The sequence below is a fragment of the Acidobacteriaceae bacterium genome, assembly GCA_028283655.1.
Taxonomy (GTDB): Bacteria; Acidobacteriota; Terriglobia; order Terriglobales; family Acidobacteriaceae; genus Granulicella.
Map to the genome: position 1 here is coordinate 841,243 of JAPWKE010000003.1, position 20,619 is coordinate 861,861.

The 20,619-nt window shown below is 59.6% G+C and carries 19 protein-coding genes; 14 read left to right on the forward strand and 5 right to left on the reverse strand.

Annotated elements, in window-relative coordinates:
• Nucleotides 1–14: 14 nt before the first annotated feature.
• Nucleotides 15–1,043, reverse strand: a complete 1,029-nt coding sequence (deoC, locus tag PW792_06325; protein ID MDE1161548.1) for a deoxyribose-phosphate aldolase — start codon at nt 1,041–1,043, stop codon at nt 15–17.
• Nucleotides 1,044–1,159: 116 nt separating this feature from the next.
• Here deoC and PW792_06330 point away from each other — a divergent pair, with 116 nt between their 5' ends.
• Together PW792_06330 and PW792_06335 are read left to right on the forward strand one after the other, a co-directional pair.
• Nucleotides 1,160–4,501, forward strand: coding sequence for a glycoside hydrolase family 38 C-terminal domain-containing protein (locus PW792_06330; GenBank protein ID MDE1161549.1), 3,342 nt, complete (start codon nt 1,160–1,162; stop codon nt 4,499–4,501).
• A 112-nt stretch (nt 4,502–4,613) separates the two neighbouring features.
• A complete protein-coding gene (locus tag PW792_06335) occupies nt 4,614–5,357 on the forward strand; it encodes a uroporphyrinogen-III synthase (GenBank protein ID MDE1161550.1) in 744 nt (247 codons plus the stop codon).
• Here the strand turns inward: PW792_06335 and nth are convergent.
• On the reverse strand, nt 5,354–6,172 hold the full coding sequence (gene nth, locus PW792_06340) for an endonuclease III (GenBank protein MDE1161551.1): 819 nt from the start codon (nt 6,170–6,172) through the stop codon (nt 5,354–5,356). The genes PW792_06335 and nth overlap by 4 nt on opposite strands.
• 141 nt (nt 6,173–6,313) lie before the next feature.
• Here nth and PW792_06345 point away from each other — a divergent pair, with 141 nt between their 5' ends.
• The 6 genes from PW792_06345 to PW792_06370 all read left to right on the forward strand — a co-directional run bounded on the left by PW792_06345 (nt 6,314) and on the right by PW792_06370 (nt 11,987).
• Nucleotides 6,314–6,775, forward strand: coding sequence for a hypothetical protein (locus tag PW792_06345; protein MDE1161552.1), 462 nt, complete (start codon nt 6,314–6,316; stop codon nt 6,773–6,775).
• A gap of 155 nt (nt 6,776–6,930) precedes the next feature.
• Entirely contained in the window at nt 6,931–7,767 is an 837-nt protein-coding gene (locus tag PW792_06350; protein ID MDE1161553.1) for a heme-dependent peroxidase, read from the forward strand.
• Between the two features lie 134 nt (nt 7,768–7,901).
• On the forward strand, nt 7,902–8,561 hold the full coding sequence (locus PW792_06355) for a DedA family protein (protein ID MDE1161554.1): 660 nt from the start codon (nt 7,902–7,904) through the stop codon (nt 8,559–8,561).
• A gap of 156 nt (nt 8,562–8,717) precedes the next feature.
• Nucleotides 8,718–10,064, forward strand: coding sequence for an inositol-3-phosphate synthase (locus PW792_06360; GenBank protein ID MDE1161555.1), 1,347 nt, complete (start codon nt 8,718–8,720; stop codon nt 10,062–10,064).
• Nucleotides 10,065–10,142: 78 nt separating this feature from the next.
• Nucleotides 10,143–10,763: a hypothetical protein gene (locus tag PW792_06365; protein MDE1161556.1), complete on the forward strand. Its 621-nt coding sequence runs from the start codon at nt 10,143–10,145 to the stop codon at nt 10,761–10,763.
• Nucleotides 10,764–11,057: 294 nt separating this feature from the next.
• Nucleotides 11,058–11,987 carry a diguanylate cyclase gene (locus PW792_06370; protein MDE1161557.1) on the forward strand — a complete coding sequence of 310 codons (930 nt, stop codon included), beginning with the start codon at nt 11,058–11,060 and terminating at the stop codon, nt 11,985–11,987.
• Nucleotides 11,988–12,048: 61 nt separating this feature from the next.
• On the opposite strand, the gene yihA is transcribed toward PW792_06370, so the two are convergent.
• The 3 genes from yihA to PW792_06385 form a co-directional block, all read right to left on the reverse strand.
• Nucleotides 12,049–12,651 (reverse strand): ribosome biogenesis GTP-binding protein YihA/YsxC, encoded by a 603-nt coding sequence (gene yihA, locus PW792_06375; protein MDE1161558.1) that lies wholly within the window; start codon nt 12,649–12,651, stop codon nt 12,049–12,051.
• 75 nt (nt 12,652–12,726) lie between these two features.
• On the reverse strand, nt 12,727–14,901 hold the full coding sequence (locus PW792_06380; GenBank protein MDE1161559.1) for a protein-disulfide reductase DsbD family protein: 2,175 nt from the start codon (nt 14,899–14,901) through the stop codon (nt 12,727–12,729).
• A 22-nt stretch (nt 14,902–14,923) separates the two neighbouring features.
• Nucleotides 14,924–15,358: a CoA-binding protein gene (locus PW792_06385; GenBank protein MDE1161560.1), complete on the reverse strand. Its 435-nt coding sequence runs from the start codon at nt 15,356–15,358 to the stop codon at nt 14,924–14,926.
• A gap of 110 nt (nt 15,359–15,468) precedes the next feature.
• On the opposite strand from PW792_06385, the gene PW792_06390 reads away from it, so the two are divergent.
• From PW792_06390 to PW792_06415, 6 genes are all read left to right on the forward strand, one after another.
• Nucleotides 15,469–16,683 (forward strand): M48 family metallopeptidase, encoded by a 1,215-nt coding sequence (locus tag PW792_06390; protein ID MDE1161561.1) that lies wholly within the window; start codon nt 15,469–15,471, stop codon nt 16,681–16,683.
• Between the two features lie 67 nt (nt 16,684–16,750).
• Nucleotides 16,751–17,176 (forward strand): preQ(1) synthase, encoded by a 426-nt coding sequence (gene queF / locus PW792_06395; GenBank protein ID MDE1161562.1) that lies wholly within the window; start codon nt 16,751–16,753, stop codon nt 17,174–17,176.
• Between the two features lie 112 nt (nt 17,177–17,288).
• Entirely contained in the window at nt 17,289–17,567 is a 279-nt protein-coding gene (locus PW792_06400; GenBank protein ID MDE1161563.1) for a hypothetical protein, read from the forward strand.
• Nucleotides 17,564–17,950, forward strand: coding sequence for a type II toxin-antitoxin system VapC family toxin (locus PW792_06405; GenBank protein MDE1161564.1), 387 nt, complete (start codon nt 17,564–17,566; stop codon nt 17,948–17,950). Before PW792_06400 ends, PW792_06405 begins: the two co-directional genes overlap by 4 nt.
• Nucleotides 17,951–18,025: 75 nt before the next feature.
• The gene (locus PW792_06410) at nt 18,026–19,282 is read left to right on the forward strand and encodes an MFS transporter (GenBank protein MDE1161565.1); all 1,257 of its coding nucleotides are present in this window, start codon (nt 18,026–18,028) and stop codon (nt 19,280–19,282) included.
• The gene (locus PW792_06415) at nt 19,279–20,571 is read left to right on the forward strand and encodes a glycosyltransferase family 2 protein (GenBank protein ID MDE1161566.1); all 1,293 of its coding nucleotides are present in this window, start codon (nt 19,279–19,281) and stop codon (nt 20,569–20,571) included. The genes PW792_06410 and PW792_06415 overlap by 4 nt, the downstream gene beginning before the upstream one ends.
• Nucleotides 20,572–20,619: the final 48 nt, after the last annotated feature.

Sequence of the window (20,619 nt, forward strand, 5' to 3'; positions counted from 1 at the left end):
TTGTTCCAAGACGCTTATGCGATTGGGTGACGATACGTTGCCGAGTACCTTCCCGTGATGTAGTGCTCGAGCTGGCGTTCGATGTCGGCGAGCATGGAGCTTGCGCCGAAGCGGAAGAGAGTCGGTTCGAGCCAGGGGCGGCCGAGTTCGTCCTTCATCAGCGAGAGCCAGTCGAGGGACTGCTTGGCCGTCTTGATGCCGCCTGCGGGCTTGTATCCGACGCTCATACCGGTGCGCTCGGCGTAGTCGCGGATGGCGCGGACCATGACCAGCGAGACGGGCAGTGTGGCGTTGACGGCTTCCTTGCCGGTGGAGGTCTTGATGAAGTCGCTGCCGGCCATCATCGCCACCCAGGATGCGCGGGCTACGTTGCGCAGGGTGAGCAGGTCGCCGGTGCCGAGGATCGACTTCATGTGGGCGGGGCCGCAGGCTTCCTTGAAGGCGGCGACTTCGTCGTAGAGGGCGTTCCACTCGCCGTTGAAGACGTGGGCGCGGGTGATGACGATGTCGATCTCGCTGGCGCCTGCTTCTACGGAGCGGCGGATCTCTTCAACGCGCGTCTCCAGCGGGGCGAGGCCAGCTGGGAAGCCCGTGGAAACGGCTGCCACGGGGACGCCGGAGCCTTCGAGCGCCTTTACGGCGGTTTCTACGAACGTGTGATACACGCAGACGGCGCCGGTGGTGAGCTTGAGCTCTTCGATGCCGAGCGCTTTGACGATCTTTTCTTCGAGCGGACGGCGGGCCTTGGCGCAGAGACGCTTGACGCGTTCGGCGGAGTCGTCACCCGCGAGCGTGGTGAGATCCATGCAAGCGATGGCGCGGAGCAGCCAGGCGGCCTGCCAGTCTTTCTTCACCGAGCGGCGAGCGCCGATGGTGGAGGCGCGGCGCTCGACGGCCGAGGTGTTCACCTGAATCTCTTCCACCCAATCGAGGTTCAGCGGAATCTGCTTGTTCGGCACCAGATCGCGCCCGTGCAGCGTCACTGGAACCTCGGTGGTCGGCGTATGTGTGCCGGGGGCAATCGTCTCTGCGTTTGCGGCCATTGGTTGACCCTCACTTCCCAATCAAAACAATTCGGCCCGCCGATGAGGGCAGGCCACAGTAGTCTTTCTCGCACCTCAGTCTATAACGGTTTGCTGTGCTGCGATACCCTCGGCGTATGCGCTGCCGTCTGCTTGCCCCACTTGCCCTCGTTGCCACGCTTGCCTCGGCACAGTCGTTTACGCCTGTGCGTGAGCTTAAGAACCTGTCTGCCGCCGACGTAGGCAAGCTGCATACGCTGGAAGAGCTGTCGCTGCTGCCGGGTGGTGACTGGCGCTTCCATGCTGGCGATATGACGCATGGCGAAGCTCCGGCGCTGGACGATAGCGCGTGGACGGTTGTGCCGACGCCTGCGGCGCGCAAGGCGGTGAAGGCTCCGACCGATGCGGTCTGGTATCGGCGGTGGATCGAGGTTCCGAAGACAGTGGAGGGCTACGACATTACGGGCTCCCGCATCTGGTTTCAGTTTGAAGCGGATGCGAACGGTCCGATGCCGGAGATCGTCTACTTCAACGGGCGGCGTGTGGCGATTGGCGATGATCTGGAGCCGATTGTGTTGACCGAAAGCGCGAAGCCGGGCGACAGGATTCTGGTGGCTGTGAAGCTGTTGCGCACGGTGGACGAGAAGACGTTCCGCGGGGTGCAGCTTCGGATTGAGCCTGCAGAGGATTCCAAGCGGCCAAGCCCGAACGATGTGCGGACGCAGATTATTACGGCGGCGAACCTGCTGCCGGCGTTGCCGAAGCCGCGTCCTGATCTTGTCCCGGAGGTGCATAAGGCGATTGAGGCGATTGATTTTGCGGCGCTGTCGCACGCAGACCAGAAGGCCTTCGATGCTTCGCTGGTGAGGTCGCAGGCGGTGCTGGCGACGCTGGCTCCGGCGATGCACACGGCAATGGTTGATCTGGATGGCAATGCGCATATCGACGCGGCGTGGCTGTGGCCGGTGAGCGAGACGGTGGATGTGGTGAAGCGGACGTTCTCGACGGCGCTGCAGTTGATGAATGAGTATCCCGACTACAAGTTCACGCAGTCGGCGGCGGCGTACTCGGCCTGGATGGCGGACAAGTATCCGGACATCCACAAGCAGATTCAGGAGCGCGTGAAGGAAGGCCGCTGGGAGATTGTGGGCGGCATGTGGGTGGAGCCGGACCTGAATCTGCCGGGTGGCGAGTCGCTGGTGCGGCAGTTGCTGGTAGGGCAGCGGGTGTTCAAAGACCTTTACGGCGTGACGGCGAAGATTGGCTGGAACCCGGATTCGTTTGGCTACAACTGGCAGTTGCCGCAGATTTATAAGCGGTCGGGAATCGACTACTTCGTGACGCAGAAGATGCACTGGAATGACACGAACCAGTTGCCGCTGCGGTTGTTCTGGTGGGAGTCGCCGGATGGGTCGAAGGTGCTGACGTACTTCCCGACGGATTATGCGTGGACGAACGTGAATCCGACGCGGTTGTCGGCGGATTATGCGGAGTCCTCGCAGAGGAACCCGGGGACGGCGGAGCATTTGGACCTGTATGGCGTGGGCGATCACGGTGGCGGGCCGACGCGCGACATGCTGGATTCGGCCGAGCACTGGATGGCTTTGAGTAAGCAGCCGACGGCGCTGCCGACGTTCCACTTCACGACGGCGCAGGAGTACTTCGACGGTGTGCAGGCGAAGCTTGCGGCGAAGTCGCCGGTGCTGAGCTATGACAACATCCTGAGCTATAAGCCCGAGGCGCCCGATGCAGAGGGACGGCTGACGATTCCGACGTGGGATGACGAGCTTTACTTCGAGTATCACCGCGGGGTGTATACGACGCAGGCCAAGCATAAGGCGTTTATGCGTCGCAGCGAAGAAGAGACGCTGGACGCGGAGAAACTGGCGAGCTTTGCGTGGCTGTATGGCCAGTCGTACCCTGCGGAGGAGCTGACGGAGAACTGGAAGAAGATTACGTTCAACCAGTTTCATGATCTGGCAGCAGGGTCGGGGATTGCGACGATCTATCGCGATGCGGCGAAGGATTATGGCGAGGTGTTGAACGAGGACGAAATTGTGAGCGGCAAGAGCCTCGATGATATTGCTTCGAGAGTGAATACTCTGGTGGGTGCGGATAAGCCGGTGCTTGTGTTTAACCCGCTCCCCTGGCCGCGCACGGAGCTTGTCGATGTAGCTGTCGAGCTTCCTAAGCCTAACGAGAAGGTTGCACTTCATGATCGTGCAGGGCAGTTTGTTGCCACTCAGGATGCGGGCAAATCCGTAATCGCGAGAGTGTCGGTGCCTGCGCTCGGTTATTCCGTCCTTTCCGCTTCCCCTGCGTGTGTCACGACGAAGAACGGCAGTCGCGGAACGGGGATATGCATCGGTGGCGCGAGCAGCAGTGATCCTTCGGTGCATGAGAGTTCGGATAGCTTCTCACTTCAAAATGATCATGTTTCGTTCGCCGTGAATAAGGCAACAGGCTGCATCACGACGATCAAAGAACATGTCCTGAGTTCACATGCGGGGAAGGCTGAGTGGCTTTCGAAAAATGCATGTGGCAACCAGCTTGAAGCGTTTACGGACAAACCCAGGAACTACGACGCCTGGAATATTGATCCCGGCACGCTCGACAAGGCTCCGACGATCCTCGACAAGGCGGATTCGGTCAAGCTCGTCGTTGATGGCCCGCTGAGAAAGACTGTGCGTGTGGAGCGGACGTTCAACAAGAGCCACATTACGCAGGACATCTCGCTCGATGCAGGCGCTGACACGGTTGTCATTGACACCACGATCGACTGGCACGAGAAGCATGTGTTGCTGAAGGCCGCGTTCCCGTTGGCGGCGACTGCGCCGAAGGCGACGTATGAGATTCCGTTCGGTTCGATTCAGCGGCCGACGACGCGGGACAACAGCTACCAGAAGGCGCAGTTTGAAGTGCCTGCGTTGCGTTGGGCAGACCTTGGTGACGCAAAGCAGGGCGTGTCGATTCTGAATGACTCGAAGTATGGCTACGACGCTGTGGGCAATGTATTGCGGCTGACGCTGCTGCGTGCTCCGACGTGGCCGGACCCGGATGCGGACCAGGGCCTGCAGCACTTCCGCTACGCGATTTATCCGCATACGGGGGAGTGGCATCGGGTGGATACGGTTCGCCGGGCGTATGAGCTGAACCAGCCGTTGATGGCGACACAGACGTTTGCTCATACGGGTGTGTTGCCCGCAGAGCATAGCTTTGTGAGTGTCGACGAGCCGAACGTGATTCTGACGGCGGTGAAGAAGGCTGAAGATCGCGATGCACTCGTCTTCCGTATGTATGAGGCGGAGGGGAAGGCTACGACGGTGACGCTGCATGTGCCGGAGGGAGCGGCGGGAGCTCGCGAGGTGAACCTGATGGAGGCTCCGTTGGAGTCGTTGCCGATGAAGGATGGCGTGGTGACGGTAGCGATCAAGCCGTACGAGATTTTGACGGTAGAGGCGGAGTATCCGCGCAAGTAACTTTGGCTTGAAGATGCTGTGTGCTGTTCACGGGGTTGTCGGTATAGAGGAGTGGGTCGCAGATGGGATGTCTGGGCAGTCGCGTGATGGCGGGAAGATTGGGGATGAGCGTATGAGCCTTCGTGTGCTGGTAACGCGGGCTCCGCACCAGGCGTCTGCGCTTGCGGAAGAGTTGCGCAGGCTGGGCGCTGAGCCGATTCTGATTCCGACGATGGAGCTGACGGAGCCCACGACGTGGGAGCCCGCGGATCGAACGCTGGAGGTGCTGGGTCGCTATGACTGGCTGCTGTTTACCAGTGCGAATGCGGTGAATGCGTTTGCGGCACGCTGCGGAGAGAAGGTGGCCTCATTCAGAGGCCGGGTGGGGGCGATTGGAGCGGCTACGGCGCGAGCAGCCGAGCAGGCGGGGATACGTGTTGATCTGATTCCTCCGCAGGCTGTTGCGGAGTCCTTTGCCGAGGCGTTGCTGCCCTATGCTGCGGAGGGTGTGAGCTTTCTGCTGGCTCGTGCAGAGCAGGCGCGCGACCACCTGCCCGAGGCGCTGCAGGCGCAGGGAGCAGAGGTGAGTGTTGTGCCGGTGTATCGGACGGTGGTGCCGCAGGCTTCGGTGGTGCAGGTGTGGGAGCTTTTTCGCAACCATCCGCCGGATGCAGTGACGTTTACAAGTTCGTCGTCTGTGACGAACCTGCTGGCGTTGCTGGCCGAGGCGGGAGTGGCTTTGCCGGAAGGGGTGAAGCGGATTTCCATTGGGCCGGTGACGTCGGAGACGTTGCGAGCTGCAGGGGTGGCTGCGCATGCCGAGGCGCGGGAGGCCAATGTGAAAGCGTTGGCTGAGGCTTGTTTGCAGATGGCTTAGTGCGAACTCCAGGTCTTGTCGGAGGAGTTGCAGAGGTGCTCGAGCGAGCAGTCGGCGCAGCGTGGTTTGCGGGCGATGCAGACCTGTCGGCCGTGGTGGATGATCTCGTGGGAGTACTGAATCCAGCGGTCGCGGGGGATGACTTTGATGAGGTCCTGCTCGATCTTTACGGGCTCCTCGTTCTTTGTGAGCTCGAGGCGGCGTGAGATGCGCTGGACGTGTGTGTCGACGACGACGCCGGAGGCGATGCCGAACCAGGAGCCGAGGACGACGTTTGCGGTTTTGCGTGCGACGCCGGGAAGCTCGATGAGCTCTGCGATGGTTTGCGGGACTTCCGATTTGAAGCGGTCGACGAGAACCTGCGCGGCTCCCTTGATGTTCTTGGCCTTGGCGCGGTAGAAGCCGGTGGGGTGGATGATCTCTTCAATGGCCGTGAGCGAGGCTTCGGAGAGCTTCTTCGGGGTGGGGAAGAGGCGGAAGAGTTCGGGGGTGACCTTGTTGACCGTGACGTCGGTGGTCTGGGCGGAGAGAGCGGTGGCGATGGTGAGCTCGAAGGCGTTGCGATGTGTGAGCGCGCAGACGACGTTGGGGTAGGTCTTGCCGAGCGCGTCGAGGATGGCGGCGATGCGCTCCGGAGCGAGCGGCTTGGCGGTCTTGCCGTTCTTCAGCTTTGCCGCGATGGGTTCGCTGGCTGCGATCTTCTTTGCCCTGGCTGCAGGAACGCCCTCAATGGCGAGCTTTCGCGCGGTGGGCGTTAGCTTTTGCGGTGGGGGGAGCGGCTTGGATTTTGCGGCGGTCTTCTTCGTCGTCGGCACGATGCAAGAGTAGCGCAGTCGCTTAGCTGTTCGTGTCGCGAAGCCATATTTCTTCCTTGCAAATATTGACTTTGCGTTTGTGGCAGGTCTGAGGGACAATCGCGAACAAAGCTACAAAAGCAGGATCTCAGGAGAGACAAGATGGCGTTTTCGCACGGCCTTGCTGCATCCATGATTCTTTTGTTCGTTTTCGTGGTGATGGGAGTCTTCCTGTTGCCCAAGATTTTTTACATTCTCACACTGCAAAAAGCGTTGAAGAAGTGCGCTCCTGAAACGCGCACGATGGAGCCAGCCTTGCTCTGGCTCTTCCTTATCCCTCTGGTAGATATGGTCTTTCACTTCTTCATCGTGATGGCGATGTCGCAGTCGTTGCGGAATGAGTTTGGGCGGCGGGGCGTTTACCCGCCGGAGCCGGAGATGGGGCAGACGCTGGGCATTGGCATGTGCGTTGCGGCGTGCTGCATGGTGGTTCCGTTTCTTGGTGCTCTGGCGTTCCTCGCTTATTTCGTGCTGTGGATCATGTACTGGATCAAGATCGCGAACTTCTCGCGGATGCTTGATTTCCCGCAGGCGGTGCCGGTGTATCCCTATCCGCAACAGTAGGTTTGCTGAAGAGAAAAGCCTCGCCGGTGTGGATGGCGAGGCTTCTTTCTTTGTGTGGAGGGCTGCAGGCAAACACGATAACCGGGCGGCACTCTGTTGATTCGCCACGCCTTGGCACGTACGGTTGATAATGTTCCTTGAACGGAGATATCGTCGTGCCAGAATTGCCACAAGTACCCATCACTCTTGAAGGTTCCAGCGTATTGCACCAGATGTTTCGCTTTGACTGGGCTGCGTGGAAGAAGCTATCTGCAACAGAACGCGCTGCGCATGCGAGCGAATTCAGTGAGATCCTGGGACGTTGGGAGGGTGGCACTGGCGGTGAGCATCCGAACCAGTCCGCCATGTTTTCGCTGATCGGCCATAAGGGCGACCTCACACTGATTCACTTCCGCGACTCCCTCGAAGAGCTGAACCGTGTGGAGTTGGAGCTGGCGCAGAGTGGGATGTATCCCTACCTGCAGATGACGAGCTCCTACCTTTCGGTGGTGGAGCTGGGTCTCTACGAGTCTTCGGAGAAGATTTACACGCAGTTGGCTGAGAGCGGTCTTGAGCCGGGTACGCCAGAGTGGAAGGCGGGTATTGAGGATGGAACGGCGAGGACCTTTGCTTCGCTGGCTTCGCGACTGTTCCCGAGCATTCCGCCGGCGAAGTACCTCTGCTTCTATCCGATGGACCGCAAGCGCGGCGAACAGGTGAACTGGTATGCGGAGCCGATGGCGGATCGTCGCGCGATGATGCATGAGCACGGTCTGATCGGACGACGCTACGCCGATTCTGTGCGCCAGATCATCACGGGCTCTATCGGCCTGGACGATTGGGAGTGGGGCGTGGACCTGTTTGCGGATGACCCGGTCGTCTTCAAGAAGCTGATCTACGAGATGCGTTTCGATAAGGTGAGCGCGGTGTATGCGTCGTTCGGACAGTTCTTCCTGTCTGTACGCGTTCCGGCAGCGGGCGCATCGCAGTGGTTTGAGGGAGCTCTCGTATAACGAACGGGGCTTGCGTGGCCGTGCGGTGGCTGGTGTTCTAGAGCTGCGGCGCGGCCATCGTTCGTTTTGATGGGACATAGCGTTGTGACCTGATCTCTTTCGCTTCTGCTCGTGCGATCTCCACCGCAGCCGCGATGGACGACGATATACTGAGCGGAATGATCGCCAAACTGAGTGCAATGCTGCTGAGCCTTTCGGCTGGTAGCGCCTATGCTGTCACATTTCTGCTGATGGCCCTTCAATCAGCGTGCATCCCTATCCCCAGCGAAGTCATCATGCCGTTTGCGGGCTACAAGCTGGGGCACTCCACGCTTGACCTGGTGATTCTGGCGACGGTGGCGTCGCTGGCTTCGAACCTCGGCTCGCTTCCGGCGTATTACCTGGGTGCCCGAGGCGGCCGGCCGATGATCGAAAAGTACGGCCGCTATATTTTGCTGAATCGCCATGATCTGGACCTGGCCGACAAGTTTTTCAATAAGTTTGGCTCGATGGCCGTGCTGATCGGCCGTATGTTGCCGATTGTGCGTACGTTTATCGCGTTCCCGGCGGGAATTGCGCGCATGAATCAGGTGCGTTTCCACATTTATACGTTTATCGGATCGTGGCCGTGGTGCTTTGTGCTGGCGTATATCGGCATGAAACTGGGCGCGAGCTGGGACTCGAATCCGAAGTTCAAAGCGGTGTTTCATCACTTCCAGGTGGGTGTCGAAGTGGTGATTATCGTAGCGTTTGTCTGGTTTGTGTGGACGCATTGGAAGAATCGCGTTCACGAGGGCGAGAGCTCCGAGGCCTAGAGCAGGTTTCACGGTTGGTTGCAGGGCCTCGATATTTCGAGGGGAGAATGAGTTTTCTCCTGTGGCGTTGCGGTTGCCACTCTCTTTCTTAGTTTGAGATACTGTAGCGTCCGCAATTCGCTACGGAACAATGCAGGTAGAAGGGTAGTTTTAGCAATGTCGACTCCTGACGCAGCACAGACTGGCGCTGCGAGCATCACCCCCCATAAGGGCAAGCTTGGCATCATGATTCCGGGTATGGGCGCTGTTGCGACCACGCTCATCGCAGGCGTAGAAGCCGTACGTCGTGGCTTCGCGAAGCCGTTCGGCTCCATGTCGCAAATGGGCACGATCCGCCTGGGCAAGCGCACGGATGACCGTTCGCCGCTCATCAAAGATTTCGTTCCCCTTGCTCCGCTTGAAGACATCGTCTTCACGGGCTGGGATATTTTCGGCGGCAACCTGTACGACGCGGCAAAGACCGCTGGCGTGCTGGACCGCGATCAGCTTGAGCAGATGAAGGATTTCCTTTCGTCGATCGAGCCGCTTCCGGCTGCGTTTGACCAGTCGTGGGTGAAGCGCCTTGACCCCAAGGTGCAGAAGGTCGGCAAGAACAAGTGCGATCTGGCCAACCAGATTCGCAACGACATCGCGGAGTTCCGTGCTACGTCGGGCACCGATCGTCAGGTGATGATCTGGTGCGGTTCGACCGAAATTTACAAGGAGCTCTCGGACGTTCATATGACGCTCGAGGCGTTCGAGAAGGGCCTCGTTGAGGACCATCCTGATATCGCTCCGTCGATGCTGTATGCCTGGGCTGCGCTGAAGGAAGGCATTCCCTTCGCAAACGGTGCGCCGAACCTGACGGTCGACATTCCTGCGCTGCAGGAGCTCTCCAAGAAGATGGGCGCTCCGATCTGCGGTAAGGACTTCAAGACCGGCCAGACGTTCATCAAGACCGTTCTCGCTCCGGGCTTCAAGGTGCGTCAGCTCGGTGTTTCGGGCTGGTACTCGACGAACATCCTGGGCAACCGCGACGGTGAAGTGCTGGACGATCCCGATAACTTCAAGACGAAGGAAGTCTCGAAGCTGGGCGTGCTCGAGCACATCTTCGAGCCGGAGAAGAACCCGGACCTGTACGGCGACATGTACCACAAGGTGCGTATCAACTACTACCCGCCGCGTGGAGACAACAAGGAAGGCTGGGACAACATCGACATCTTTGGTTGGCTCGGTTACCCGATGCAGATCAAGGTCGACTTCCTTTGCCGTGACTCGATCCTGGCGGCTCCGCTGGCGCTCGATCTCTGCCTGTACATGGATCTCGCACAGCGCACTCCTGCTCTGAAGCACCTGGGCATCCAGGAGTGGCTGAGCTTCTACTTCAAGGATCCGGATTCGGCTCCGGGTGTTTACCCCGAGCATGATCTGTTCATCCAGAACATGAAGCTGAAGAACACGCTGCGTCACGTAATGGGCGAAGGTCTGATCACGCATCTCGGCCTCGACTACTACGGCGACTAATCGCGCTGTGGAAGCAGTACGCAAGCCCCGGCTCTTTGCCGGGGCTTGCTGCATCTGGGCGCGTTAGCATGGGACACGATGGCAGAGATGGATTTGCAGCGCCGCACGTTGCGGCTTTACGGGGAGTTGCTGGCGCGTGAGTCGTCCTGGGCCGGCAAGCTGGTGGTGACGGCAGGCGAGGGCTGCTCGGCGACTGGCCTTTGTGCCGCAGTGGCGATAGCTGGTGGAACGTGTCTTGCGATTGATCCTGATGCGAAGGCTGTGCGGTCGATCTTTCGTGAAGGCGGCGTGGACTTCGTGGTGAATACGCTGGACGAGGCGCTGCGTGTGCTGAAGAACGAGGTGCGGCAGGGCAGACCGCTTGGCGTCGCGTTGACGGCGGATGTCGAGGCGGTGCTTGTGGAGTTTCGCGAGCGCGGTGTGCTGGCGGAGCTTGCGGTGGAGGCTGCGTCGTTTCCTGCGAAGGCCTATGCGAGCCTGCCGGTTGAGGGCTCTGAGGAGTTGAGTGTGTGGCTCGCCGCGCGTGGCTGGCAGGAGGCGCTGGTGCCGAGGGATGCGGGGTGGGTGTTTGCTGAAGATGATCCGCGCTGGCGCTGGGTGCGGGGGATTGCCCGCTATCAGCGGTCGGCGTCGCGTGAGTCGCGTGCGGTATGGCTTTCAGAGGCCGAGCTTAGTAACTTATCCAGAGCACTCGAGTAACTAGCTAGCTGGGATGTTGAGATGAAATAGCCTAAGAATTCCGCTGCTTAGCTTCCTGTTTCGATCGCCCTTCTGGGCGATAATCAGCCTCTTATCGTGGTGGTGAAAGATTTTTGATGAAGCAACACTCTTTATGCGCGATTTTTTATGGAGTTTTCGCGAAATTCCTAATGAATAAACAGTATTCCTTCATTGCTGTGCCCCTGGTCCGTATAAGAGGGCCGTTACTCGGTAGCTGATGTAGTAATGTCTGACCTCATATTAAAAACCTGTTGCAGGTGGGCGAGGTCGTACATGGTTACCGGGGAACAATTTGAGCAGCTGACACAGCTCTCCACTCTGAATCTGATGCTTGATGCAAGCGTTGATTGCATCAAGCTCATCGACTGCGAGGGGCGGTTGTTGAAGATGAATCGGGCCGGTTGCGAAGCTCTTGGAGTTCAGCAGCACGGTTCGATGGGAATGAAATGGCTTCCGTTACTTCCTCCGGAAGTACGTTCCGGCGGGCGAAAAGCACTCAAGGCGTGTATTGCCATGGGCAAGCGGGCCTCCTTTGCGGGAAAAAGTCAGCTACCGGGGGATGACCCTGTTTACTGGGACAACGTTCTGACTCCGCTCAAGGGCGAGGATGGGAGTGTTATCGCCGTTCTTTGTGTTTCCAGGAACATCACGCGACAGAGAGTGGCGGAGCGGAAGCTTCGCGTGGCCTCAGACTTTGACGCACTTTCGGAGATACCGAATCGGCGTTATTTCGTGCGGCATGCCGAAGCGATTATTCGGGCCGGAGCAAAGCGAGATGGAAGCATTGGTGTCCTTTTGCTCGATGTTGATCGATTCAAGTTCATCAACGACTCGATGGGGCACCATGTCGGTGATGCGACGATCAAGCACCTCGCCAAACTGTTGAAAAGTAAGTTGCTCGAGGGGGAGTTTCTTGCTCGCCTGGGTGGCGATGAGTTCGCGCTCATCAAGAGTTCTACGCACGGTTCGCTTGATATGAAGGAGGTCGCAGCTCGCTGCATGACCGCTGTTCAGGGTGGGTTTCTGTATCGGGGAGAGCAGATCCCACTTCAGTTCAGCATCGGAGGTTCTGTCGTTTCTTCCCGGAAGGCGGACCTTTCATTGCTGCTCAAGGTCGCCGATGTCGCTTTATATAAGTGCAAAATGTCGGGGCGGGGACGCTACCTCGTTGAGGAACTGCAAGACGCACAAAGCGAGTCGTAAACGCTGAAGGTCGTATGGGAGCCATCAGATCACCGGAGCAGACGGTGATCTGATGGTTTTTCTACGCTTCGAGGACGCCGTAGATCTCTGTCCAGAGCTGCTTGATGCCAGCGTCGTTCTTGCTGGAGACGGGCAGGATGCGGTCTTCGCCGTGGGCCTGCTTCAACGCAGCGACGGATTTGGCGAGCTGGTTATTACTGAGCTTATCGGCCTTCGTGCCGACGATGAGATGGGGGCGCTGCATGTTGCGAAGCGCTTCGATGAGCATCGTGTCCGACTCCTGCGGAGGGATATTCGTGTCGACGAGGCAGAGGCAGAGAGCCAGTTGTTCGCGCTCATTGATGTACGGCTCGATGAACTTGGGCCACTCGGCCGAGATGGACTTTGAGATCTTGGCGTAGCCGTAGCCGGGAAGATCGGCAAAGACGAGGGACGGAACAGCTTTCGCCCCTTCGTGAAGAGCGAAGAAGTTGATTGCGCGGGTGCGGCCGGGGGTGGAGGAGACCTTGGCGGTGGCTGCGCCGACGAGTTTGTTGAGCAGCGAGCTTTTGCCGACATTCGAGCGACCGAGGAAGGCGATCTCGGGGGCGTTATTGGTCTTCGCCTCGCCGGGGAAGTGTTCCGCGGCCATGGCGGAGAGTAGGAATTTAGGCGTGAGCTTCATCAAGTACGAGGGTATAGGGTGAAGGGGCCAGGGTCTAGGGAGAGCCTGCAACCCTAACCCCTCCCACTATCTTTCTTAGGGCTTGGTTACGTCGCGTTCGAGAGCCTGGGAGACGATGTCCTTGGTCAAAATCTCCGGCAGAACGTCGGCGTTGGACTTCTGGCCGGGAGGGAAGATGACGTAGGTCGGCACGCCGGAGCGGTTGACGTCGGCGAGTGACTGCGTGATCGCAGGATCGTAGTTTGTCCAGTCGGCCTTCAGCAATTCAACGTGTGCGTCGCCGAGTTTGGAGACGATCTCTTTGTTCTGCAGCACGACGCGTTCGTTCACCTGGCAGCTCAGGCACCAGGCGGCGGTGTAGTCCACGAAGACCGGGTGGCCGGTGGCGCGGGCGGCGGCGAGAGCTTCAGGCGACCAGGGCTTCCAGGTAAGAGCTTCGGCTTTGGGCTTGCGCAGTGGCAGGATGATGGCCAGCGCGATGAAGATCAGCGCGGTGATAGCTGATCCCCACTTTGCAGGCCAGCGACCGAGCGCCCAGCCTGCGATGGCAAGCAGGAGAAACGCTCCCAGCAGCACTGCGATACGGTCGATGCCGTTGTTGCCCGCGGAGTAGAGCTTGCCGTAGACCCACGTCAGCCAGATGGCGGTCGCGAAGAGAGGCACGGCGGTGAGCTGCTTGAGGAGCTCCATCCACGCGCCCGGGCGGGGCAGGATGCTGGTCCACTGTGGGTTGAGGCTGAGGATGAGGTAGGGCAGCGCCAGTCCCAGGGCCAGCGAGGTGAAGACCAGGAAGGTGACCCACGAGGGCTGTGCGAGCGCGAAGCCGACGGCTGCGCCCATCAGCGGACCCATGCAAGGGGTGGCGGCCACGACGGCGAGCATGCCGGTGAAGAAGCTGCCTGCGAAGCCCTGTTTGCGGGTGAGGTCGTTGCCTGCGGAGGTGAGAGAGAGGCCCAGCTCGAACTGTCCTGCCAGCGAAAGCGCGAGGAAGAACATGATGAGTGCGAGGATGGCGACGAAGCCCGGCGATTGCAGTTGGAAGCCCCAGCCGAGTTGCTGCCCACCGGCGCGCAGTGCGAGCAGCGAGCCGACGATGATCCAGAACGAGATGAGGATGCCGCCGGTGTAGACGAGGCCGTGCATCCGCTGGCGCGAGCGTTCTTCGTTGCCGGAGTTCACCAGTGCGAGCCCCTTGAGGAAGAGCACAGGGAAGACGCAGGGCATCAGGTTGAGGATGATGCCGCCGAGGAAGGCGAGAGCCAGGGCGGAGAAGACGGTGATCTCTGCCGTGGCGGGCTTCACGTTGGCGGGCAATGCTTTTTTGCCTGTGGGCGAGAGTGGCGGCACGACTCCGGTCGGCACAGGCAGGTCGACTTCGTAGGCGACGGCATCGTCGTCTTTGCCGAGCTTCAGCAGGCCGTGGAGCGATTTGGGAAGAGCCGCAGACTGATCGGCGTGGTCGGGGTCCTGTGCGCGTTCGAGGCGCAGGCGCACGCCGTCGTTGAGTGGCTCGACGATCTGGTCGGCAGCGTTGGCGATGACGTCTTTGTCAAAGGGGTAGAACTCGGCGTCGGCCTGCTTCTCGGCCCCGGTAAGGGTGAGGGCAATGGTCTTTCCGTCGGCGATGGCGACGAGCTTTTGCTCTGCGGGAAGGGGCTTGGGCAGCCAACCGATGGCCTGGCCGAGGGCTCCGACGACAGGCGATGCGGGTAGTGGACCCTTGACGACGTTCAGGTCGAGCCCGAGGTGTGCTTTGCCGGGGATGCAGCGGTCCGAGCAGACGATCCACGTCACCTTGGCGTCGAGGTGGAGTTTGCCCGGCTTCAGGCTCTTGGCTGCTGTGATCTCGATGGGGAAGGCGACCTGGTCTTCGTAGCCGTAGTCCATGAACGGCCCGAGCGGAAGGCGCTGCGGCGGCGGAAACTGCATGGGCCCGGCGACGATGCCTTTGGGAAGCGTCCACGTAATCTTTGGCGGTTCGCCGGAGTCGCCTGCGTTGATCCAGTAGACGTGCCAGTGCTCTTCGAGCGTCAGCAGCAGACCGACGGTAACGTGGCCTCCGGCAGCGACCTGCGGGCTGAGTGTGACGATTTCGGCGGTGAGATGCTCGGCTTTGAACGGTCCGGCGGTACCGTCGCCGACCTCCTGAATCTGGCCGCGAGCGGTGGCTGCGGTGCTCGCAAAGAGCGCGGCAAACAGTACGAACGAGCTGAGCAGCAGGCGGCGGGCGCGGGAGGTCATCTTGGACATTGTATGGTCGGGCGAGCGGATTTCAGAGGCTGAGGCGGCGGTGTTCGATCAGGATGCAGCGATCCATGACGACCTGGATGCCGGCCGCTTCAGCGCGTTCGGCAGATTCGGTGTGCAGGAGGCCCAGTTGTACCCAGAGGCTGGGCAGGTTGAGGGCTATCATTTCGTCCACGATGGCGGGAATAAACTTCGGTAGACGGAAGACGTTGACGACATCCGGTTTCAGCGGGAGATCCGTCAGCGAGGCGTAGACTTGTTCGCCAAGTACGGTAGCTGCGGGGTTTATGTCCAGAAGCGCCGGGTTGACGGGGAAGATGCGGTATCCGTGCGCCTGCATGTAGGCGGAGACGGAGTGAGACGCCTTGGCCGGGTTGTCGGAGAGGCCGATCACAACGATGGTGCGGGGATCGGCTGGCGGATGTCCGAGCATGGCGGCGATGGCTGCAGGGGAGTTCATGACAGGGATTGGATGCGCGCTGAACCCGAAAGATCGAGCGAGCCGTCTAAGATAGTAAGGCGAGCCGCGCCCGCAATGCTGAAGCGGCTAACGCCTACAGGGACCCCACCATGCGCGCACTTTCTCTGGCTTCCATTCTTTTGCTTGGTACTGGCGCCGCCATGGCGCAGACCCCGACAGCGACGCCTGCGTCGTCTACTCCTGCACAGACGTCGACGGAACCCGTGGCGACTGCATCGCAGACGCCGGACAGCAAGAAGCCTGCGGACGATAAAAAAACGGACGCCAAGAAAACCGACACCAAGGACAGCAAGAAGAAGGACGAGGCGAAGGTTACGGCTCCGCGCAAGCCGGAGGAGATTGCTTCGCCGGGTGAGGCGCTCGATCCGAACATCAAGAAGGGCAGCGAGGAAGACGTTGACGCTGTTGGCCGCCGTAATATCGGCGGCCGCGGTATGGGCAACTGGTACTCGACGAACTGGGAGATTGGCGTCGGCAAGCAGTACTCGATGGAGATTGAGAAGAGCTCGCACCTGATTACGGATCCGGTAATCGTGGAGTACATCAATCGCGTTGGCCAGAATATTGTGAAGAACTCCGACTCGAAGGTGCCGTTCACGATCAAGGTGCTGGACACCGACGAGATCAACGCGATGGCGTTGCCGGGCGGATTCTTTTATGTGAACAGCGGCCTGATTCTGGCGTGTGATTCGGAAGATGAGCTTGCTGGCGTGATGGCGCATGAAATCGCGCACGTGGCTGCGCACCACGCGGCACGGCAGATGACGAAGGCCAACTACATGCAGATCGGCTCGATTCCGCTGATGATCTTTACGCAGGGAACGTGGACGGGCTACGGCATCTACGAGGCCTCGCAGCTTGCGATTCCGCTGACGTTTCTGAAGTTTTCGCGTGAGTACGAAGCGGAGGCGGACTTCCTTGGCGTGCAGTACGCGTATAAGGCGGGTTACGATCCGCAGGGCATGGTGACGATCTTCGAGAAGCTCGATGCGCTGGAAAAGCACAAGCCGGGCGCGCTTTCGAAGGCGTTCAGCGATCATCCGGCGACGCCGGACCGTATCGACAACGTTGAGGATGAGATTGCCACTCTGCTTCCGGCTCGACCGGATTATCTGGTGACGACCAGCGAGTTTGATGTGGTGAAGGCGCGGTTGGCGCGTATCCAGAACAAGCGTGGGCTGGGTTCGAAGGACAAGCCCGGTAAACCGACGCTGCGTCGTGTGGGCGGAAGCAACAATGATCCGAACTCGACGACCCAGAGCAGCAGCGGCGACGATCGTCCGACGCTTGGCCGTCGCGACTAACGTGTTTTCGAAGCGAACCGGGCGCGGCTTCGGCTGCGCTCTTCGCATTTTTTGAGAGAATAGAACGATGGCAGACGAACAGAGCACCTACACGACCGGCTACACCGATGACCATGCCAAGGCTGGCCTTGACGTCAACTTTCCGCCCATTGAGACGTGGCGCAACCAGTTTCCTTCTTACGAGATTTTGATCGATGACCCCGAGTTCACGAGCGTGTGCCCGAAGACGAGCCTGCCTGACTTTGGCCGTCTGACGATCCGTTACATGCCGCGCGAGAAGTGCATGGAGTTGAAGTCGCTGAAGGAGTATTTGTTCGTGTATCGCAACCTGGGCATCTTCCAGGAGAACATTGCGAACCAGGTGCTGAACGACGTGGTGAAGGCTACTGATCCGGTGTGGTGCGAGATCGTTGGCGACTTCCGCCCGCGTGGTGGTATTTCGACAATTGTGACGGCGTACTACCCGCGCACTGAGACAGACGCGAAGCGGTAGGTGTGAATCGTTAAGGCCGTCTAGCGTTCTACTGGGGGCCTTTCGTTTTCCAGCGCAGATGGAAGCTGATTTTAGCGTCGTCTGGAGTTCGCCGTTGGGGTAGGATGTGGCCATGCGAGTAAGCGCACAGTTTGCGGAGAAGCATCTGACCGAGTTGCTGGATGCGATGGATCGTGGCGACGATGTCGAGATTGAGCGAGGCGATAAGCCGTCCGCGAAGCTGATGCTCCTGCGTCCTGAAGCAGGTCGGCCTGAAAAAGTTTCACTGCTTGGTGGCATGAAAGGGAAGATTCACTTCGCGGCGGACTGGAACTCTGAGGCTACAGCAACATTGCTTGAAGAGATGTTCTATGGGGCCGTCTCGCAGCACGAGCGCCTCCCGAAAGCATGAGGCTCATCCTCGATACGCATTATCTTCTGTGGTCGATGGAAGATAGTCCTGAGTTGCCCGCCAGAATTCGAGCCCTGCTGGCTGACCGGGAAAATGAAATATTTATCAGTATTGCTTCTTTGTGGGAGATTGCGATCAAGATTTCTCTCGGAAAGCTTAATCTCTCAGGGAAGAGCATCTCTGATCTGACGCAGTTTCTCGAACAGGCTGAAACCACGATTCTGCCGGTTCTTCCTTCACATCTGACTGTGGTGGAGCAGATGCCCTGGCACCATCGCGACCCTTTCGATCGCTTGATCGTCGCGCAGGCACAGGTGGAAGGTCTTCGGTTGGTCTCTGCAGACAAGGTTGTTGCTCTGTATCTGCCGGACGTGATCGCTTAGCTTTTTGCTACGCTCTGCTTTCGTGAATGGGCGATGTCCCCTGTAGTTTGATGAGCGTTCAGCATCCAAGCTGGTATGCTCGACGCGATGACTACGGAGAAGCCCAAAACAGGTACGGCCAAAGGTGCGGTGGTTGCTCTCGCGCTGTTGACCGCCATGAACTTCGTCAACTACCTCGACCGCTACATTCTGCCGGCGGTGCAGGAACAGGTGAAGAACGAGTTTCACCTGACGGATGAGCGCATCGGCTCACTGACGTTCTTCTTCTTCGTGGCCTATGTCTGCGCTTCGCCGATCACAGGTTGGCTGGGGGACCGATTCCCGCGTAAGCCGATGATTGTGGTGTGCGCGCTGGCGATTGCGGGCATGAACTTTTTGACCGCACACGTGCACGGTTTCTGGGAGCTGAACGTTCGGCACATGGCGCTGGGCGTGGGGGAGGCCTGCTTTGGCATCTTCGCGCCTGCGCTGATTGCGGACTACTTTGCGGAAGATCGTCGCAACGGTGCGCTGACAATTTTCAATGTGGCAATTTTTGCAGGGTCGGCGCTCGGGTTTCTGGCGGGCGGCAATATTGCAGAGACGCATGGCTGGCGCATGGCGTTCATTGCCAGCGCCGTTCCGGGCGTCATTATGGCGCTGCTGATCCTGTTCTTCCTGCGGGAACCGAAGCGTGTGGCGGTCGCTGAGTCGCACTCGGTAGACAAGGGAAGTGCGTTGTCGCTGGTGAAGAATCCAGCGTACCTTTGCGCGATTCTTGGCTACGCGGCGGTGACGTTTGCGATCGGCGGCATCTCGTTCTGGATGCCGAGCTTCCTGCAGCGTTTTGATGGCCGCGATATTGGGGCTGCAGGCACGATTATGGGCACGATTACTGTTGTGTGCGGCCTGAGCGGAACTCTGGCTGGCGGAGCGGTGGCCGGATGGTGGTCGAAGAAGACGGGCAAGGCTCTTTACTGGGTTCCGGCTCTGAGCGCGATTCTGACTGTTCCGTTCGCTCTCCTGTGCTTCTTCGGGCCGAAGGGCTGGACGCTGCCGATGTTGGGCGTCTCGTTGTTCTTCATCTCACTGGGCACAGGGCCGATCAACGCGGCGACGTTGAATGCTGTGCCGGCAAACCTGCGTTCCGCGGCGATGGCAGGACAGTTGTTTGTGCTGCATGTGTTTGGCGATATGCCGTCGTCGTGGGTGATCGGCGCGGTGAGCCAGCGTTCGAACCTGCGGCTGGGGCTGGGTATAACGCTGATATCGATGGTGGTAGGAGCGGTGATCTTCGGACTGGGTGCACGGTATGCTCCGAAGCTCAGCCACACGGTTGAGGCTACGGCTTGAACTGGTTTCACCTGTCAGATACGACGCGTAATGTGCTGCTTGCGGTGGACGGTGTTATTGCTGCGGCCTGGGTGCATCGTGCGGCCAATATTATCTGGCATATCGGTGAGGTCGCGGATCTGACGACTCCTGACTGGGAGATTGGACCGGCGCTGCAGCCGAGCCTTGCTGTGATTGTTCCCGCCAAGGATGAGGGCGAAAATCTGCGAGCGACGCTGGAGTCGCTGCGGATGCAGGAGTACCCGTATCTGCGCGTGGTGGTGGTGGATGATCGCTCGACTGACGCCACCGGCGCGATTGCCGATGAGTTTGCAGAGCGCTGGCCGCAGCGTTTCGTCGCTGTCCACATTACGGAGTTGCCCGAGGGGTGGCTTGGCAAGACATGGGCGCTCGAGGTCGGAATGCAGTACTGCCGGGACGTGGAGTACGTGCTGTGTACGGACGCCGACATCCTCTTTTCGCCGTCGATTCTGTGGCGTGCGCTCGCATATGCGGAGGCTTCGCAGGCCGACCACCTGGTAGTGCTTCCTACGCCCATGCTGAAGGGCTGGGGCGAGGGTGTTGTGCTGGGGTTGTTCCAGGTGCTGGGCATGTGGGCCGTGCGGCCGTGGATGGTGGCTGATCCACGATCGAGCCGCGATGTAGCAGGCGTTGGCGCGTTCAACCTGATGCGGCGAACGTCGTTTGAAGAGCTGGGCGGATGGCTGCCACAGCGCATGGTGGTGCTGGAAGATATTACGGTTGGACGACGTTTCAAAGCGGCGGGAATGCGGCAGCGAATGGCGTTTGCGCCGACGCTAGTGCTGGTGCATTGGGCTAGTGGCATGAGCGGCGTGGTGAAGGTGATGACGAAAAACCTCTTCTCCGGCGTGAACTTTCGGCCGACCCTGCTGCTATTTGGCTGCGCGTGGATCGGGCTCTTCTTCCTGGCGCCGATTGCGGGGCTTTTCTGGTGGCCTACGCTGCTGCCGAGTCTGCTCGTTATGGCAGCGATAGCTTCGACGTACCAGGTACTCGCGCCGCTGAGCCGCATCGATGCGAAGTATGGGTGGAGCTATCCGCTGGGTGCGTTGGCTATGATGTGGGCGATGTTGCGCTCGATGGCTGTAACGGTTGTGCGTAGTGGCGTGGTGTGGCGCGGTACGTTCTATCCGTTGAGCGATCTGCGCGCGCAGAACAGCCCGTTTCGCTGGGCAAGGGAGGCTGCGGAGATGCACGATCGTGTGCGGCGGGAGAAGCCTTCGGGTTTACGGCGATGGGTGGATGGGATGAAGAAGCCGCGACGGTAGGAGCTACGCCTCAATGCCGAAGGATTTGTGATGCGAGCAAAGCGAAGG

What these genes read in the sequence shown, in the direction of transcription:
- deoC (MDE1161548.1), bottom strand. Translation starts at nt 1,043, where the DNA reads ATGGCCGCAAACGCAGAGACGATTGCCCCCGGCACACATACGCCGACC.
- PW792_06330 (MDE1161549.1), top strand. Translation starts at nt 1,160, where the DNA reads ATGCGCTGCCGTCTGCTTGCCCCACTTGCCCTCGTTGCCACGCTTGCC.
- PW792_06335 (MDE1161550.1), top strand. Translation starts at nt 4,614, where the DNA reads ATGAGCCTTCGTGTGCTGGTAACGCGGGCTCCGCACCAGGCGTCTGCG.
- PW792_06345 (MDE1161552.1), top strand. Translation starts at nt 6,314, where the DNA reads ATGGCGTTTTCGCACGGCCTTGCTGCATCCATGATTCTTTTGTTCGTT.
- PW792_06355 (MDE1161554.1), top strand. Translation starts at nt 7,902, where the DNA reads ATGGACGACGATATACTGAGCGGAATGATCGCCAAACTGAGTGCAATG.
- PW792_06360 (MDE1161555.1), top strand. Translation starts at nt 8,718, where the DNA reads ATGTCGACTCCTGACGCAGCACAGACTGGCGCTGCGAGCATCACCCCC.
- PW792_06365 (MDE1161556.1), top strand. Translation starts at nt 10,143, where the DNA reads ATGGCAGAGATGGATTTGCAGCGCCGCACGTTGCGGCTTTACGGGGAG.
- PW792_06370 (MDE1161557.1), top strand. Translation starts at nt 11,058, where the DNA reads ATGGTTACCGGGGAACAATTTGAGCAGCTGACACAGCTCTCCACTCTG.
- yihA (MDE1161558.1), bottom strand. Translation starts at nt 12,651, where the DNA reads ATGAAGCTCACGCCTAAATTCCTACTCTCCGCCATGGCCGCGGAACAC.
- PW792_06380 (MDE1161559.1), bottom strand. Translation starts at nt 14,901, where the DNA reads ATGTCCAAGATGACCTCCCGCGCCCGCCGCCTGCTGCTCAGCTCGTTC.
- PW792_06385 (MDE1161560.1), bottom strand. Translation starts at nt 15,358, where the DNA reads ATGAACTCCCCTGCAGCCATCGCCGCCATGCTCGGACATCCGCCAGCC.
- PW792_06390 (MDE1161561.1), top strand. Translation starts at nt 15,469, where the DNA reads ATGCGCGCACTTTCTCTGGCTTCCATTCTTTTGCTTGGTACTGGCGCC.
- queF (MDE1161562.1), top strand. Translation starts at nt 16,751, where the DNA reads ATGGCAGACGAACAGAGCACCTACACGACCGGCTACACCGATGACCAT.
- PW792_06400 (MDE1161563.1), top strand. Translation starts at nt 17,289, where the DNA reads ATGCGAGTAAGCGCACAGTTTGCGGAGAAGCATCTGACCGAGTTGCTG.
- PW792_06405 (MDE1161564.1), top strand. Translation starts at nt 17,564, where the DNA reads ATGAGGCTCATCCTCGATACGCATTATCTTCTGTGGTCGATGGAAGAT.
- PW792_06410 (MDE1161565.1), top strand. Translation starts at nt 18,026, where the DNA reads ATGCTCGACGCGATGACTACGGAGAAGCCCAAAACAGGTACGGCCAAA.